Here is a 14419-nt window from a genome sequence, read left to right on the forward strand (position 1 = left end):
AAGCTGCTCAATGGTTGGTGGTATGGAACGAACAACTCCGCCTCGCAAACCTCTGAAAGATTTAAGCTATGCGGCGCGATGCAAAACTATGCGGAAGGGCAATGGTGCCCAGGGGCGGGATCGAACCACCGACACTGCGATTTTCAGTCGCATGCTCTACCAACTGAGCTACCTGGGCGCCGCAGGGCCGCCAAGGGCCCGCGAGCGCCGGGTTATAATCAGAGTGGGCGGACCTGTCCACCCGCGCCGCGCCTCCGGACTGCGCTCTGCTCGCAATGACGCAAAACTTCAGTTCTCGCCCCTGATCTTCGCCTCGCGGATCACCAAGCCCCATTTGGCGATCTCCGCTTTCAGGAAGGCGGCCAGTTCCGCCGGCGTCGAGCCTTTCGGATTGGCGCCGAGTTCCTCGAACCGCGACTTGACCGGGGCACGGATGTGGCCGCCTGAGATGGCTGCCGCACGCACCCGCAGGATCGCTGCGACGGAGTGCGGGGGTCCCCGCCTTCGCGGGGGACGGCCGTTCACTCGGCGTCTTCGTCGTCGTCCCTGGCTGCGGGAATCTTGTAGGAATCCGACAGCCAGCGGTTCAGGTCGACGTCGCGGCAGCGTTCGGAACAGAACGGCTTCGAGGCCTCGGTGGCGGGCTTGCCGCAAATCGGGCACGGCTTTGCCGTGCCGGGCCTGGCGTCGTCTGGCGGCTTAGCTGGCATTCAACCAGCCGAACCGGATCGGAAAGCCTTCGCCGCCGAGCAGCGACATCGATTCGTACAGCGGCAGGCCGACGACGTTGCTGTAGGAGCCGACCATCTTGACCACGAACGAGCCGGCGATGCCCTGCACCGCATAACCGCCGGCCTTGCCGCGCCATTCGCCGCTTCCGATATAGGCCTGGATGTCGTCTTCACTGAGCCGCTTGAAACGCACGCGGGTTTCGATCAGGCGCTGCCGGAACGCCTCCTTCGGCGTCACCAGGCAGATCGCGGTGTAGACGCGATGGTTGCGCCCCGACAACAGCCGCAGGCATTGCGACGCTTCATCGACCAGATTGGCCTTGGGCAGGATGCGGCGGCCGACCGCCACCACGGTGTCTGCGGCGAGAACGAAGGCGCCGCGCAACTCGTCATCGAGCTGCACCGATTTGAGCGCGGCATCGGCCTTGGCCCGCGCCAGGCGATTGGCGCAGGCGCGCGGCAGCTCACCGCGCTTGGGCATCTCGTCGACGTCGGCGGGACGCAACGCGTCGGGCTCGATGCCGGCCTGGTTGAGCAGGCTGAGGCGGCGCGGCGAACCGGAAGCGAGAACGAGTTTGGGACGGCCTAGCATGCGGGATTTACGATTCGGGACGGCTGGGGAAGATGCGCGCGGAACCTATCGGAAGGGATCAGGTGAGACAACACCGCTGTCGTCCCCGGCGCGATGCGGCGCCGCTTACACCGCAGATCCCGGGCCGTCCCGAACACCGAAGCGTCATGGCCGGGCCTGACCCTGCTGGATTACACATCTCGCCGTCATGCCCGACCTTGTGCCGGGCATCCACGTCTTTCTTTCTGATGTGGAGCAAGACGTGGATGGCCGGGACGAGCCCGGCCATGACGCAGAACACGTTGCCCGGCCTTGTGCAGGGCATGACGAGCACGCGCTGCCCGGCCCTTGTGCCGGGCCTGACGTAGACCGCGCCGTCATGCCCGGCCTTGTGCCGGGCATCCACGTCTTTCTTTCTGATGTGGCGCAAAGACGCGGATGGCCGCCCGGCCATGACGAGCGTCGAGTCATGCGGGTCAGGCCCGCGCATGACGAATGTCGAGTCCGGGCCTGCCCCTCAACGCTACCCGCTCGCCGCGCCCCCCTTCGCAAAGCGCTTGCGGATGCGCAGCAAAAGTCCGTCGCAGACTTCGCGGTAGGCTTCCAGCTTCTGCTCGCGGTTGCCCTCGATTCCGGTTGGATCGCGGGTCGGCCAATATTCGACATCGGCGGCGACGGTGCGGGTCAATTCGAGCGCCTTGTGGTGCGCTTCCGGAGCCAGCGTGATGATCAGGTCGAAGTTGAGGCCCTCCCAATCGTCCAGGTCCTCGAAGGTCTTCGGCTTGTGCTTTGAGATATCCTGGCCGAGTTCGGCCATCACGGCCACCGCAAACGGATCCAGTTCGCCCTTCCTGACGCCGGCCGACCTTACATACAGCGCATGCGGAAACATCTGCCGCAACAGGCTTTCGGCCATCGGCGAGCGGATTGCGTTCTGGCCGCATGCAAACAGCACGGCTTGCGGTGTACGCGCGCGCGGCGGCGTCGCCACTTCCCTACGCTCGCTTCATCCGGCGCATGATCGGGGCCGAAAACCGGTATCCACTGTTCGGGATCATGCGCGCGCCTATCCCTTCCAGTGCAGGACGGAGATCAATGTGAACAACCGGCGCGCGGTTTCGAAATCGACCCGCACCTTGCCCTTCAGCCGTTCCTGCAACGTGCGTGAACCTTCGTCGTGAATGCCGCGGCGGCCCATGTCGATGGCCTCGATCTTGTCCGGCGTCGCGGTGCGGATGGCCTGGTAGTAGCTGTCGCAGATCATGAAATAGTCTTTCACGATCCGCCGGAACGGCGTCAGCGACAACAGATGCGCCACCACCGGCGTGCCGTCCTCGCGGCGGATGTCGAACATCAGCCGGTTGCCGGTAATGCCGATATGCAGCGTGAACGGCCCTTCCTCCGCGCCGTCCGGGGCGAACAGGTTCTTTTCGATCAGGTCATAGATCGCGATCGCGCGTTCGTGTTCGATATCGGGCCCGGAACGCCCGATCGATTCCTCATCGAGCGTCACCGCCACGATGCAGTTCTTCGAATCGTCTGCTGAGGGCGTTTTGCTCATGACAAATTGAGGCGCAGTCCGACCGAGCGCGCATGGGCATCGAGGCCTTCGGCCTGCGCAAGCGTCATTGCCGCCGGTCCCAGCAATCGCAACTGGTCCGGCCCGCATTTCAGGATCGACGTCCGCTTCATGAAGTCAAGCACGCTGAGGCCCGAGGAGAACCGCGCCGAGCGCGCCGTCGGCAGCACGTGGTTGGAGCCGCCGACATAGTCGCCGATCGCCTCCGGCGTATGCGCCCCGAGAAAGATCGCGCCGGCATTGCGGATGCGCGCGCAGACGCTTTCCGGATCGGCGGTCATGATTTCCAGATGTTCGGCGGCGACGGCATCCGCCAGCGCCGCCGCCTCGATCAGGCTCTTCACCACGATGATCGCGCCGAAATCCTGCCACGAGGCCCGCGCAATATCCGCACGCGGCAAGGTGGTGAGTTGTGCATCCACGGCGCGCGCGACATCGTCGGCAAGCGCCGCATCGTCGGTGATCAGGATCGACTGCGCGTTGGCGTCGTGCTCGGCCTGCGCCAGCAGGTCGGCGGCGATCCAGCCGGCATTGGCGGAATGGTCGGCGATGACAAGCACTTCGGAAGGTCCTGCGATCATGTCGATCCCGACCTGGCCGAACACCAGCCGCTTGGCGGCGGCGACATAGGCGTTGCCGGGGCCGACGATTTTTGCCACCGGCGCGATGGTCGCGGTGCCGTAAGCCAGCGCCGCGACGGCCTGCGCGCCGCCGACGCGATAGATCTCGCAGATGCCGCCGAGATGCGCCGCCGCCAGCACCAGCGGATTGAGCCTGCCGTCGGGAGACGGCACCACCATCACCACGCGCGCGACGCCGGCGACCGCCGCCGGCACCGCGTTCATCAGCACCGAGGACGGATAGGCCGCGGTGCCGCCCGGCACATAAAGTCCGACCGCCTCGATCGCGCTCCAGCGCCAGCCGAGTTCGACCCCTGACCGGTCGGTGAAACGATCGTCTTGCGGCAATTGCCGGCGATGGAAAACCTCGATGCGGTCGCGGGCGAATTTCAGCGCGTCGAGGGTCTTGCCGTCGCAGGCTTTTACCGCGGCGTCGATTTCGGCGGCCGTAATGCGCAGGCCCCCGGCGTCCAGTTCCAGCCGGTCGAACGTTCGCGTCGCCTCCAGCAGCGCCGCGTCGCCTCGCCTCGCCACGTCATCGACGATGGCGCGGGTGGCGGTCTCGATATCGGCCGATACCTCGCGCTTCATCGCGAGAAACGCGTTGAAGCATCCGGTGAAATCGGCGCTGCGGCTGTCGAGGCGGATCGGCATGGCGGCTTTCCGGCGGATCCTGGGTGGACGGCTCATTGCAATGGCGCGGCGACAAATCGCCGTCAACCCCGCCGCACCCCGCTCCACCGTCGTCGCCGCGAAGGCGGGGACCCATACGCCCAGCCGATGCGATTTAGGCACTGCTCGGGCAAGCTTCCTTTTTCATCCATGAAATCGGTGGTTATGGGTCCGCGCCTCCGCGGGGAACGACGCGGAGTGTGTGGCAAATCACGCGCCCAGCCCCGACGATTCCGCGCCTTCGCCGGTTCCCAGATCGTCCGCACCGAGGTCAGCCAGTTCGCATTCGAGGCACTCGACGTCGAGCCGCAGCGCGCCGCCATGGCTGAACATCAGCACGGCGCTGCCGCCGGGCGGCTCGGTGGGATGAAATTCGATGCCGAGCAGTTCCAGCGCGGTTTCCGACGCGTCCAGCTTGATGTTGCGCGACTTGCAGGACAGCACGCGGTCGAAGCGCAGCGCCGCGATCAGCCGCCTCGGCTCGGTCGCTCCGCCGAGCGTCTGTTCCCAGTCCGGCCGGTTCATGCCGATCACCAGCCGCTTCTCGCTCTGCCGCCAGATGATGTCGGAGGTCTGCACCCGCGCGTCCTGCACATGCGCGGAAATCACCGCGAGGTCGTCGGCGTCCAGGGCAATCAGCTTGCGTCGAGCGGTCACCGCAGCATCCCGGGACATCAGCCGCTGATGCGTTCGATGGTGGCGCCGCAGGCCGAGAGCTTTTCCTCCAGCCGCTCGAAGCCGCGGTCGAGGTGATAGATGCGGTTGACCATGGTTTCGCCTTCGGCGGCAAGGCCGGCGATCACCAGCGATACCGAGGCGCGCAGATCGGTCGCCATCACCGGGGCGCCGCGCAGCCTGGCGATGCCGTCAATGGTGGCGGTTTCGCCGTCGAGCGAAATCCGCGCGCCGAACCGCGCCAGTTCCTGCACATGCATGAAGCGGTTTTCGAAGATGGTCTCGGTGATGTGCGAGGAGCCCCTGGCGCAGGCCATCAGCGCCATCAACTGCGCCTGCAGGTCGGTCGGAAAACCCGGAAACGGCGCGGTCGAGACCTTCACCGGACGGAGGCCGGCGCCGTTGCGGGCGACGCGGATGCCCTCGTTGTTGACGGTGATGGTGGCGCCGGCCTCGGTCAGTATATCCAGCGCCGATTGCAGCAGTTCCGGGCGCGCGCCGGCCAGTTGCACGTCGCCGCCGGTCATCGCCACCGCCATCGCATAGGTGCCGGTTTCGATCCGGTCCGGCAGCACGGTGTGCCGCGTGCCGCCGAGCCTGGCGACGCCCTCGACCACGATCCGCGTCGTGCCCGCGCCGGAGACGCGCGCACCCATCTTGTTGAGGCAGTCCGCGACGTCGAGAATTTCTGGCTCGCAGGCGGCGTTGGTGATGACCGTGGTGCCCTTGGCCAGCGTCGCCGCCATCAGCGCGACATGGGTGCCGCTGACCGTTACCTTCGGGAATTCGATTGGCGCGCCGGTGAGGCCGCCGGGCGCCTTGGCGATCACGTAGCCGCCGTCGATGGTGAGTTCGGCGCCGAGTTTTTCCAGCGCCATGATCAGGAGGTCGACCGGGCGGGTGCCGATGGCGCAGCCGCCGGGCAGCGAGACTTTCGCCTCGTGCATGCGCGCCAGAAGCGGCGCGATCACCCAGAAGCTCGCGCGCATTTTCGAGACCAGTTCGTAGGGCGCGGTGGTGTCGATGATGTCGGCTGCCGAGATATGCAGGGTCTGGCCCTGGTATTCATGGTCGCCGGGGCGTTTGCCCGCCGACAGTATATCGACGCCGTGATTGCCGAGAATGCGCTGCAACTGGGCGACGTCGGCAAGCCGCGGCACGTTGTCGAGGATCAGCGTCTGGTCGGTCAAAAGCCCGGCGATCATCAGCGGCAGCGCCGCGTTTTTCGCCCCCGAGATCGGAATGGTGCCGTTGAGCTTGGCGCCGCCGACGATGCGAATCCGATCCATGCCAATTCCCGTTGTTTTGCTGTGCACAAAGTATAGGGGGACGAAGCCCCCATGGCAAAGGCGGCGAGATTTGCGGCGATTTGATGGGGTGGGAGCGTTTACCGGTCATTCCGGCGCCGCGGCGCGAACCCGGAATCCAGTTCGTGGAATGGCTACATGCGTGTAGCGCTTGACCTTGCACCATTGCCGGCGATAGGTTGCGCCCGGTCGAGCAGGCGACCGACGGACCGCGTAAAGGGTTGAACCCGCCTCCATTGCGTCGCTGACATCTCCTTCTTTCTCGCCCGAATCGCGGTCATCGGGCTTTTGGAAAGAAGGTTTGCCATGCCGCAGGCTCTGCCCGCGATTCCCAATCTTGATTGGCTCAAGAAAACCGCCCGACAGCGGCTCGTTGGACTGCGCGCCGGGCGGCCGGAGGCCAAGCTGCACGAGGCCCAGCTCGCGCTCGCCCGTGACTACGGGTTCAAAAGCTGGCGCGCGCTGAAGTCGCATGTCGAGCGCATCACGCCGGCATTTCGCGACCGCGCTTCCGTCTTCGACGCCGCACGCTCCGGTGACGTCGAGGCGGTCCGCCGCGCCTTTGCGTCAGGCTTCGATCCCGCCACCCCCGACACCGACGGCCGCACCGTTCATCAGATCGCCAAGGAGCTGCGGCATGAGGCGATCGAAGTACTGACCCGTACGATCCAGGGCGGCAAGACCCGCCCCGATGACGAGATGCAGGCGATCCAGTCCATCATGCGGGCCGCGCAGTCCGGCGATCTGGATACGCTCCGCGCCGGTCTCGACGCACATTCCGAATGGATCGACGCCCTCGGCGGCGGATTCGAAAAGGCCACGGCGCTGCATCTGGCGGTCCTGCGCAACCAGCATGCCGCCATCCGCCTGTTGATCAAGCGCGGCGCCGACCTCGACCGCCGCGAATTTCCCGACAACGCCGCGCCGCTGCATTTCGCGGCGCTGCACGGCGACATGGAGACGATCCGGCTGCTGGTCGAGGCCGGCGCCGATATCCACGGCAACGGCGACGACCACGGCGTCGGCGTGCTCGGATGGGCGACCTGCTTCGGCGATGTGCGCCGGGAGGCCGCCGATTATCTGCTCGCCCAGGGCGCGAAGCTCAACCTGTGGACGGCGATAGCGCTCGATCGCGCCGGCGAGCTGCGCGCCATGATCGCCGAAGACCGCTCGCTGCTGTCCGCCCGGATGACCCGCAACCAGCACCGCTGCACGCCGCTGCACCATGCGGTGCGGAAAAACCGGCCGAGCATCGTGCAGCTGCTGCTCGAACTCGGCGCCGACCCGAACGCCCGCGATGCGACCGGCGCAACCGCATTGACGACGGCGGCGGAGACAGGCGCGGACGCGCGCATCGTCGCGGCACTTTCGGCAGCCGGGCTAAAACCCGACCTGCTGACGCTGCTGAACACCGGCCGTTACGCCGAGGCCGAGGCCATGTTGCGCGACGATCCCTCCCGGATCGGTCCCGGCGGCAGCAATACCATGGCGTTGCATGTTGCCGTCCACAAGCGCAACCTGGCCGCGATCCGCTGGCTGCTTGCGCATGGCGTCGACGTCAACGCCAGGCGGCCGATGTGGGACATCAATCACACCGCACTTCACATGGCCATCGAAAGCGGAGCCATCGAGATCGTCCGGCTTCTGCTCGATGCCGGAGCCGATCCGAACATTCGCGACGGCATGCACCACGCGACGGCATTGGGCTGGGCCGAGTTCTTCGGCCGCGACGAGATGGCGGAGCTGATCCGCGGCAAAGGCGGCTTGCGGTGAGACGCAGCCCGCATCAGCAAAGCGACAGGCGGGCAGCCGCGGCGCGTCGGCGGAATCGGTGCCGCGTCCGGTGACGTAGATGAACGTCATGCGCGGGTTCAGTCTCGCCAGCGCCGTCGCCGCGGCCGACCGCGAGCACGCTATCCACGCCGGTGTCGAGCAGGCATTCGCGCAGCACGCCCTGGCCGATCGTTCGGGTGGCGCCGAACAGGATGACGTTCATGCTCAGGCAAATGTCGGCTGCGGCCGAAACCGCCGGATGGCGCCGATGATCACGATCACGAAGAACATCAGCACGATTCCCTGGAGGATGGCGAAGGGCGGTTCACTGGGCGGCACGCTCGACGCCAGCGCATGCAGCGCCGGCAATTTAAGGAAGCTCTGGATCACCAGCACGAATACGTTGAGGTAGAGCGAAACCAGCGCCGTCAAGGCGTAGATCCAGCGCCACGGGCCGGAAAGCTTGCGGCCGTAGCGTGCAAAGCACGCGATCGCCAGCAGCAGCAGCGAGACCAGGCCGATCAGGTGCGAGGGCAGCAGCTTTTCAAACAGCAGCGGCGGAATCAGGAAGCCGCTGGCGTTGGTCAGAATCGTGAACAACAGGAAAGCCGCGGTCCAGCCCGGCATCCGGCGCGAGCCCAATATTCCGATCATCACGACCAGGCCGGCCGCGATCCCGATCAGGCTGATTATCACATGGAGAAGGACGAACGTCGAAAGGCTCAGACCTGAAACCATGATATGCTCCCCCAAGCAAAATCGAATGCGACGACGCTCCGCAAGCGGGCGGCTGTTCAGACGGAACATTACCGCAGCGCGGTTTCTTTGCGGATTAATTTTCGCGATTTGATGGCATCCGCGGCGGCGGGCCGGTGGCTCGCGCCATCCTTCGGCCGCGTTAAAAACCGGATGCCGCCGCATGATGTCCGGCGGCTGCGGCGCTGCCGCCAGTTTGCCCTTGGCCTATCACGATGTCGCCGCAAGCGGGTTAAGTGCCTGCGCCCGATCGCGGATCAGCTCCGAAAGGCCGGATTTGCCACGGTTTCGCCTTGGCTTGCCGCCGGTTCGCCGCAAGCGGTTATCCGGCATGGGGCAATCCTGGGGCAGGCACGCTAAGTAGTTGGGCTGTCAGCCGATTTTTGGTATCACCGGAGCTCGCTTTTGCAACGATGCTCAACGCGCGGGCCGCGCGGTGTCACCGAGAAAACCGTGCAGCGCCGCGACCACCTGGGCGCCCTCGCCGATCGCGCCGCCGACGCGCTTGACCGATCCGGAGCGGACGTCGCCGACCGCGAACACGCCGGGCACCGAGGTTTCCAGCGCCGAGACGGCTTGGCCGTCACCTTTCTTGCACGGCGCGCCGGTCACGACAAACCCGCCGCGGTCCACCGTCACGCCGCAGCCGTCGAGCCAGCCGGTGGCCGGGTCGGCGCCGACGAACAGAAACAGGTTGCGGATTTCCATGGTGCTCTCATCGGCGGACAGGCGGCTGCGCAGGCGGACGCGCGCCAGCGATGCGTCCTCCGCGCCTTCGAGCCCGATCACCTCGGTATTGAACACGAGTTCGATGTTCGACGTGGCCTCGATGCGCTCGATCAGATAACGCGACATGCTGGCGCCAAGGCCGCCGCCGCGGATCACCATATGGACCCGGCGGGCGTGGCCGGCCAGAAACACCGCCGCCTGGCCCGCGGAGTTGCCGCCGCCGACCAGCACGATCTCCTGCTCCACGCACAGCCTCGCCTCGATCGGCGAGGCCCAGTACCAGACGCCGCGACCTTCGAACCGTTCGAGGTTGTCGATCGCGGGACGGCGGTAGCGCGCGCCGCTCGCCACCACCACGGATCTGGCGCGCAGCACCCCGCCATGGTCGAGCTCCAGGCCGAACGCGCCGTCGTCGCGCGAACAATCCAGCGCGTGCACCTCGACTGGAATCATGATATCCGCGCCGAACTTCTGCGCCTGGTTATAGGCGCGCGCCGTCAACGCCATTCCGGAGATACCGGTCGGAAAACCAAGGTAATTTTCGATGCGGGCGCTGGCGCCGGCCTGGCCGCCGAAGGCGCGGGCGTCGCATACCGCGACCGCCAGCCCCTCGGACGCCGCGTAGACCGCCGTGGACAGGCCGGCCGGGCCGCAGCCGACGATGGCGACATCATACACCTTGTCGTCGGCAAGACTGCCGAGCATCCCCATGGCGCGCGCAACCAGGGATACCGACGGGTTGCCGAGCACCGTGCCGTCCGGGATCACCACCAGCGGCAGATCCCCAGGCTCCGGCGAATAGCGCGCCACGACGTCGGCGGCGTCCTTGTCGGACGCCGGATCCAGCAGGTGATGCGGATAGCCGTTGCGGGTGAGGAATCCCTGCAGCCGGATAAGGTCAGGCGAACCCGGCGAACCGATCAGCACCGGGCCGCCGACGCCGCCCTGGATCAGGCTGACGCGGCGCAGGATCAGCGCGCGCATGATGCGCTCGCCGAGATCGGCTTCCGCAACCAGCAGCGCGCGCAACCGCTCCGGCGCGAGTAGCAGGGTTTCGACATCGCCTTCCGCGGTACCATCGACCAGCGCTATCCGCCCCGAGAGCTGGCCGAGTTCGGCCATGAATTGCCCCGGTCCCTGGTCGATCACCGGGGTGACATGGCCAAGACCGTCGCGCTGGGTGATGGTAACGTGGCCGGAGAGAATCACGAACATGCCCGGCCCCGGCTTGCCGGTCTCGAACAGTTTGTCGCCGTGCCTGTAGCGGCGCAGGTCGCCGAACCGGCGCATGCGCGCGATCTCCGCCTCGGTCAGCGCCGGGAAGGTCTGCTCATGACGTGGAAACATCGCCGCCGCGCCGCCCCTGATCCCGGTCCCGATGCCGTTCTCAGGGCCGGCCGCTTTAGCGCGCTCAGCCTGTTCGTCCATGTCATTCCTTCCCGTCCCCGACGGACGACATCTCATCGTCAATACCGACGGTGGCCCGCCCTCTGGCCTGCGATTTTCGCCGCTTCAGATTTTCGCGCAATGCCCGCTTCAGCCGATCCTGTCTTGGATCTTGCGGCGGGATTTTGCGCTCGCGTTTGTCCGGCTCATCGTTCATCGTCGACCCTTGTAGTTGATCCGGGGGGCACCGTGATGGGCGAAGTTTTGTCACTGGCAGCATTGCCGCAGCAGACCCTGGCCGGCTGGCATGCGTTCGTCGCCACCGGCAATCCGGACCTGCTGCGGCCACTGCTCGCCGAGCATATGGTGTTTCGCTCGCCGTTCGTGCAATCGCCGATCCTCGGACGCGCGGCAACCCTGCTGGTGCTGACGACCGTGGTGCAGATTTTCGAGAATTTCCGCTATCACCGCCAGTTCATCGCCGGCCCTCATGATGCCGCGCTGGAATTCAGCGCCACGATCGGCAAATGGCAGCTCAAAGGCATCGATCTGATCGGATTCAACGCGCTGGGCGAAATGATCGAATTCGAGGTGATGGTCAGGCCGATCAAGGCGTTGCAGGCGCTGGGCGATGAAATGGGCCGCCGGATCGGTCCCGAATTGATGCGGCTGAAGGCAGCCGCTCCGCGCTGATTTAAGCACGCCTTTCGTGCGGCCATGCGGCGCTACCGCGCGCTTGCGCGCGCCGGGGCCTTATGGCAAGGATCGGCGACGCCCGCGGGAAGGCTTCTTGCCGATTGCCATGTTCGGCGCATGCTGCCGTAGCTCAGTGGTAGAGCACTCCATTGGTAATGGAGAGGTCGACAGTTCAATCCTGTCTGGCAGCACCATTTCTCTTGCGTGCATTTTCTGCCGCGACGAGCGAAACGCGTTGATGCGGCAGCCGGTGCCGTGCTGCCGCATTTTTTGCGTCTAGCATCCTCTGCAGATACTTTTGATTTTCTTGTCTACGACCTGATCCTCAGCCCGGATGGCCGCATCGCCCTGCATTTGCGGTCCCTGGGTAACCGTTCCGTCGATCCGTCCTCCCGGCTGCGCACCGGCGGCGCCCGTGGTGGTCGAATTGCCGGAGCCGATGCCGCCTGCCGAACCTGCGGCGCCGCCTGCCGAACCTGCGGCGCCGCCTGCCGAACCTGACGAGTTTGCGGTGCCTAAGCTGTTGGTCCCGGCGCCGGGGGTCTTCGCCGGGTTGCCTGCGCCGCTCGGATCGTTGCCTGAATTGTTAAGTCCGCCGACATTCGCCGGTCCGCTGGGAACGCCGCTGACTGCAGCCGTCCCCGCCCCCGCAGCGCCGGCGTTCGGCGATCCCGCCGCGCTTCCGGTCCCCGCCGATGGACCGCTTGCCGCGCCACCGGCCGACGCGCCACCGGCCGACGCTCCGCCGGCGCCGCCTCCGCCCGCACCGCCTCCGCCCGATCCGCCGCTCTGGGCATCGGCCGCCGCCGGCGCGAGCAGCAATGCCGCAATCAACATCATGGAAAACCTGGACATCGTAGCAGCTCTCCTTCTAACTAGTCCGTATCCAAACGAGCAGCGGATCGGCTTTGTTCCAAGTCAGAAAGCCCCCAGCCGCCGCACCCCAAAAAAACGATTGCCGAAAATTAGTCAGACAAAAAGTTCGAACTAAATAATCGTTGTGCGGTATTCCCATACATGCAGCCGCGAAAAATTAAGGCGCCATTTAGAACTCATTAAGGCTTAATTAAGTACGTAAAAATCGATGCTATTTGAATCGGGCGGAACTCCCCCTCTGTGACCTATCGGTGACAGTATTTTACGCAAAAGCTGTCTAAGTGCACGCCATGGACGACGCCGATATGCGGCGCATCTGAAGAAATCAAACGACTGTCTGGAGAACAACCTAATGAAGAAGTTTCTACTCGGTACTGTGGCCCTCGTTGCTCTCGGCGCAACGGCGCCAGCACTTGCAGCCGATCTGGCGGCACGCCCCTACACCAAGGCTCCGGCCTACGCGGCGCCGATCTACAACTGGACCGGCTTCTACATCGGCGGCCACGTCGGCGGCGCTTTCGCCGGTGATAACAGCTTCGCCGGGCTCGCCAACAACGGCAACGATGGCCGCTTCCTCGGTGGCGTGCAGGGCGGTGCCGACTATCAGTTCGCGCCCAACTGGGTGCTCGGTGTCGAAGGCCAGTACAGCTGGCTCGCCAACAACAACAACAACAACGCGGTAGCCTTCACGGGCGCGGGCGCTGGTTTCCTCTACAACAACAATCAGCGCGCCATCGGTTCGGCGACCGGCCGCCTCGGCTACACCTGGGGTCCGGGCCTGCTCTACGTGAAGGGCGGCTATGCCTGGGCGGATACCAACGACACGCTGATCTTCGCCGGCGCCCCCGTGGCGTTCACCTTCGACCACAGCCATCGGGACGGCTGGACGGTCGGCGGCGGCCTCGAATACATGTTCGCCCAGAATTGGTCGGGCAAGATCGAGTATCAATACTACGACTTCGGCAACAGCCGGTTTGCCACGCCGGCTCCGCTGGTCGCATTCGGCTCGTTCCGCAACGACGAGCACACTGTGAAGGCGGGCATCAACTACCGCTTCAATTTCGGCGGTGGCCCCGTGGTCGCGAAGTACTGATCCGCGTCTCACGTTTGACGAATGGAAGGCCGGCCTCGCGCCGGCCTTTTCATTTCGCCGCCGCCTGCACCCGCGAAATCCCGTTAGCACTCCGTTAAGCACGGTCCATGGTTGCTGTTCCGCGCACTCTTCCGGGGCCTGCCGATCAACGGCATTTTATTCAAATGCTGTTGAGGTCGCGGCCTGAGGGGCGAACCGACGCTTGCCCCGGCCTTTGCGGAGATCGAGCAAATGAAATTCCTGTCCGTTACGGTGGCTCTCCTCGCCCTCGCTGCAACTGCGCCGGCGGTTGCGGCGGATCTTGGGACGCGCCCTTATGGTCAAGCCGCGGCCTATGCCGAGCCGATCTATCACTGGACCGGATTTTACATCGGGGGTCATATCGGTGGCGGAGTCAGCAGCAATGAGGCTCTCAACGGCATCATCACCGGCAACAATCACGATGGCCGGCTGCTCGGCGGCGTGCAGGCCGGGGCCGATTACCAGTTCGGCGGCAACTGGGTGGTCGGAGTCGAAGGCCAGTATAGCTGGCTCGGCGGCACCAACAGCGGCATCGTCTTCCCCGGCGGATTCGTCTACACCAACGACCGGCGCGCGCTGGGCTCTGTGACGGGCCGCGCCGGTTTCGCCTGGGGTCCGGCGCTGCTCTATGCCAAGGGCGGCTACGCCTATTCCGATAATCACGAAGCCTTGACCTTCGCGGGTCTTCCGATCGCCTTTGCATTCAACAGCAACCGCCGCGACGGTTACACCGTCGGCGCGGGCGTAGAATACATGTTCGCGCAAAACTTCTCGGCCAAGGTCGAATACCAGTATTACGATTTCGGCCGTAGCGCGTTTGTTGCCCCTATCGCCTTCGTGCCGTTCGGCGCGTTCCGGGTCGACGAGCACACCGTAAAGGCTGGCCTCAGCTACCGCTTCAACTGGGGCGGTCCGTTCGTCGCGAGGTACTGAT

Annotated in this window: 17 protein-coding genes and 2 tRNA genes; 5 read left to right on the forward strand and 14 right to left on the reverse strand. The window is 65.4% G+C overall.

The genetic code is table 11. The features are described from left to right. Window positions 1–102: 102 nt before the first annotated feature. From ACFE72_RS03870 to murA, 9 genes are all read right to left on the reverse strand, one after another. A tRNA-Phe gene (locus tag ACFE72_RS03870) sits at window positions 103–178 on the reverse strand. A 110-nt stretch (window positions 179–288) separates the two neighbouring features. After that, entirely contained in the window at window positions 289–465 is a 177-nt protein-coding gene (locus ACFE72_RS03875; RefSeq protein ID WP_375411742.1) for a hypothetical protein, read from the reverse strand. Between the two features lie 56 nt (window positions 466–521). Beyond that, window positions 522–710, reverse strand: a complete 189-nt coding sequence (yacG, locus tag ACFE72_RS03880; protein WP_375411743.1) for a DNA gyrase inhibitor YacG — start codon at window positions 708–710, stop codon at window positions 522–524. After that, the gene (locus ACFE72_RS03885; RefSeq protein WP_375411744.1) at window positions 700–1323 is read right to left on the reverse strand and encodes a Maf-like protein; all 624 of its coding nucleotides are present in this window, start codon (window positions 1321–1323) and stop codon (window positions 700–702) included. The genes yacG and ACFE72_RS03885 overlap by 11 nt, the downstream gene beginning before the upstream one ends. Window positions 1324–1825: 502 nt before the next feature. Then, window positions 1826–2293 (reverse strand): low molecular weight phosphatase family protein, encoded by a 468-nt coding sequence (locus ACFE72_RS03890; protein WP_375411745.1) that lies wholly within the window; start codon window positions 2291–2293, stop codon window positions 1826–1828. A 75-nt stretch (window positions 2294–2368) separates the two neighbouring features. After that, complete coding sequence (locus ACFE72_RS03895) at window positions 2369–2863, reverse strand: UPF0262 family protein (protein ID WP_375411746.1); 495 nt, start codon at window positions 2861–2863, stop codon at window positions 2369–2371. Then, on the reverse strand, window positions 2860–4155 hold the full coding sequence (gene hisD / locus ACFE72_RS03900) for a histidinol dehydrogenase (RefSeq protein WP_375411747.1): 1296 nt from the start codon (window positions 4153–4155) through the stop codon (window positions 2860–2862). Before hisD ends, ACFE72_RS03895 begins: the two co-directional genes overlap by 4 nt. Window positions 4156–4383: 228 nt before the next feature. After that, window positions 4384–4830, reverse strand: coding sequence for a DUF2948 family protein (locus tag ACFE72_RS03905; RefSeq protein ID WP_375411748.1), 447 nt, complete (start codon window positions 4828–4830; stop codon window positions 4384–4386). 17 nt (window positions 4831–4847) lie between these two features. Continuing rightward, window positions 4848–6137: a UDP-N-acetylglucosamine 1-carboxyvinyltransferase gene (gene murA, locus ACFE72_RS03910; protein WP_375411749.1), complete on the reverse strand. Its 1290-nt coding sequence runs from the start codon at window positions 6135–6137 to the stop codon at window positions 4848–4850. A gap of 324 nt (window positions 6138–6461) precedes the next feature. Here murA and ACFE72_RS03915 point away from each other — a divergent pair, with 324 nt between their 5' ends. After that, window positions 6462–7928, forward strand: coding sequence for an ankyrin repeat domain-containing protein (locus tag ACFE72_RS03915; RefSeq protein ID WP_375411750.1), 1467 nt, complete (start codon window positions 6462–6464; stop codon window positions 7926–7928). 13 nt (window positions 7929–7941) lie between these two features. On the opposite strand, the gene ACFE72_RS03920 is transcribed toward ACFE72_RS03915, so the two are convergent. From ACFE72_RS03920 to ACFE72_RS03935, 4 genes are all read right to left on the reverse strand, one after another. Further along, window positions 7942–8151, reverse strand: coding sequence for a hypothetical protein (locus tag ACFE72_RS03920; RefSeq protein WP_375411751.1), 210 nt, complete (start codon window positions 8149–8151; stop codon window positions 7942–7944). A 2-nt stretch (window positions 8152–8153) separates the two neighbouring features. Continuing rightward, complete coding sequence (locus ACFE72_RS03925; RefSeq protein ID WP_375411752.1) at window positions 8154–8666, reverse strand: hypothetical protein; 513 nt, start codon at window positions 8664–8666, stop codon at window positions 8154–8156. Window positions 8667–9101: 435 nt separating this feature from the next. Beyond that, complete coding sequence (locus ACFE72_RS03930; protein WP_375411869.1) at window positions 9102–10760, reverse strand: FAD-dependent oxidoreductase; 1659 nt, start codon at window positions 10758–10760, stop codon at window positions 9102–9104. A gap of 82 nt (window positions 10761–10842) precedes the next feature. After that, window positions 10843–11016, reverse strand: coding sequence for a hypothetical protein (locus ACFE72_RS03935; protein WP_375411753.1), 174 nt, complete (start codon window positions 11014–11016; stop codon window positions 10843–10845). Window positions 11017–11051: 35 nt separating this feature from the next. Here ACFE72_RS03935 and ACFE72_RS03940 point away from each other — a divergent pair, with 35 nt between their 5' ends. Together ACFE72_RS03940 and ACFE72_RS03945 are read left to right on the forward strand one after the other, a co-directional pair. Then, entirely contained in the window at window positions 11052–11492 is a 441-nt protein-coding gene (locus tag ACFE72_RS03940) for a nuclear transport factor 2 family protein (RefSeq protein WP_375411754.1), read from the forward strand. 122 nt (window positions 11493–11614) lie between these two features. Beyond that, window positions 11615–11689: transfer RNA gene (locus ACFE72_RS03945), tRNA-Thr, on the forward strand. An 82-nt stretch (window positions 11690–11771) separates the two neighbouring features. Here ACFE72_RS03945 and ACFE72_RS03950 read toward each other — a convergent pair. Next, entirely contained in the window at window positions 11772–12350 is a 579-nt protein-coding gene (locus ACFE72_RS03950; RefSeq protein WP_375411755.1) for a hypothetical protein, read from the reverse strand. A gap of 373 nt (window positions 12351–12723) precedes the next feature. Between ACFE72_RS03950 and ACFE72_RS03955 the strand changes: the two genes are divergently transcribed. Both ACFE72_RS03955 and ACFE72_RS03960 read left to right on the forward strand, forming a co-directional pair. Continuing rightward, a complete protein-coding gene (locus ACFE72_RS03955; RefSeq protein ID WP_375411756.1) occupies window positions 12724–13464 on the forward strand; it encodes an outer membrane protein in 741 nt (246 codons plus the stop codon). A gap of 231 nt (window positions 13465–13695) precedes the next feature. Then, window positions 13696–14418, forward strand: coding sequence for an outer membrane protein (locus ACFE72_RS03960; RefSeq protein ID WP_375411757.1), 723 nt, complete (start codon window positions 13696–13698; stop codon window positions 14416–14418). Window position 14419 lies beyond the last annotated feature (1 nt).

The sequence above is a fragment of the uncultured Bradyrhizobium sp. genome (genome assembly GCF_964252615.1).
GTDB lineage: Bacteria > Pseudomonadota > Alphaproteobacteria > Rhizobiales > Xanthobacteraceae > Bradyrhizobium.

Coding starts and splice junctions, on each gene's coding strand:
- yacG (WP_375411743.1), bottom strand. CDS start 710: ATGCCAGCTAAGCCGCCAGACGACGCCAGGCCCGGCACGGCAAAGCCG.
- ACFE72_RS03885 (WP_375411744.1), bottom strand. CDS start 1,323: ATGCTAGGCCGTCCCAAACTCGTTCTCGCTTCCGGTTCGCCGCGCCGC.
- ACFE72_RS03895 (WP_375411746.1), bottom strand. CDS start 2,863: ATGAGCAAAACGCCCTCAGCAGACGATTCGAAGAACTGCATCGTGGCG.
- hisD (WP_375411747.1), bottom strand. CDS start 4,155: ATGCCGATCCGCCTCGACAGCCGCAGCGCCGATTTCACCGGATGCTTC.
- murA (WP_375411749.1), bottom strand. CDS start 6,137: ATGGATCGGATTCGCATCGTCGGCGGCGCCAAGCTCAACGGCACCATT.
- ACFE72_RS03915 (WP_375411750.1), top strand. CDS start 6,462: ATGCCGCAGGCTCTGCCCGCGATTCCCAATCTTGATTGGCTCAAGAAA.
- ACFE72_RS03920 (WP_375411751.1), bottom strand. CDS start 8,151: ATGAACGTCATCCTGTTCGGCGCCACCCGAACGATCGGCCAGGGCGTG.
- ACFE72_RS03925 (WP_375411752.1), bottom strand. CDS start 8,666: ATGGTTTCAGGTCTGAGCCTTTCGACGTTCGTCCTTCTCCATGTGATA.
- ACFE72_RS03930 (WP_375411869.1), bottom strand. CDS start 10,760: ATGTTTCCACGTCATGAGCAGACCTTCCCGGCGCTGACCGAGGCGGAG.
- ACFE72_RS03935 (WP_375411753.1), bottom strand. CDS start 11,016: ATGAACGATGAGCCGGACAAACGCGAGCGCAAAATCCCGCCGCAAGAT.
- ACFE72_RS03940 (WP_375411754.1), top strand. CDS start 11,052: ATGGGCGAAGTTTTGTCACTGGCAGCATTGCCGCAGCAGACCCTGGCC.
- ACFE72_RS03950 (WP_375411755.1), bottom strand. CDS start 12,350: ATGTCCAGGTTTTCCATGATGTTGATTGCGGCATTGCTGCTCGCGCCG.
- ACFE72_RS03955 (WP_375411756.1), top strand. CDS start 12,724: ATGAAGAAGTTTCTACTCGGTACTGTGGCCCTCGTTGCTCTCGGCGCA.
- ACFE72_RS03960 (WP_375411757.1), top strand. CDS start 13,696: ATGAAATTCCTGTCCGTTACGGTGGCTCTCCTCGCCCTCGCTGCAACT.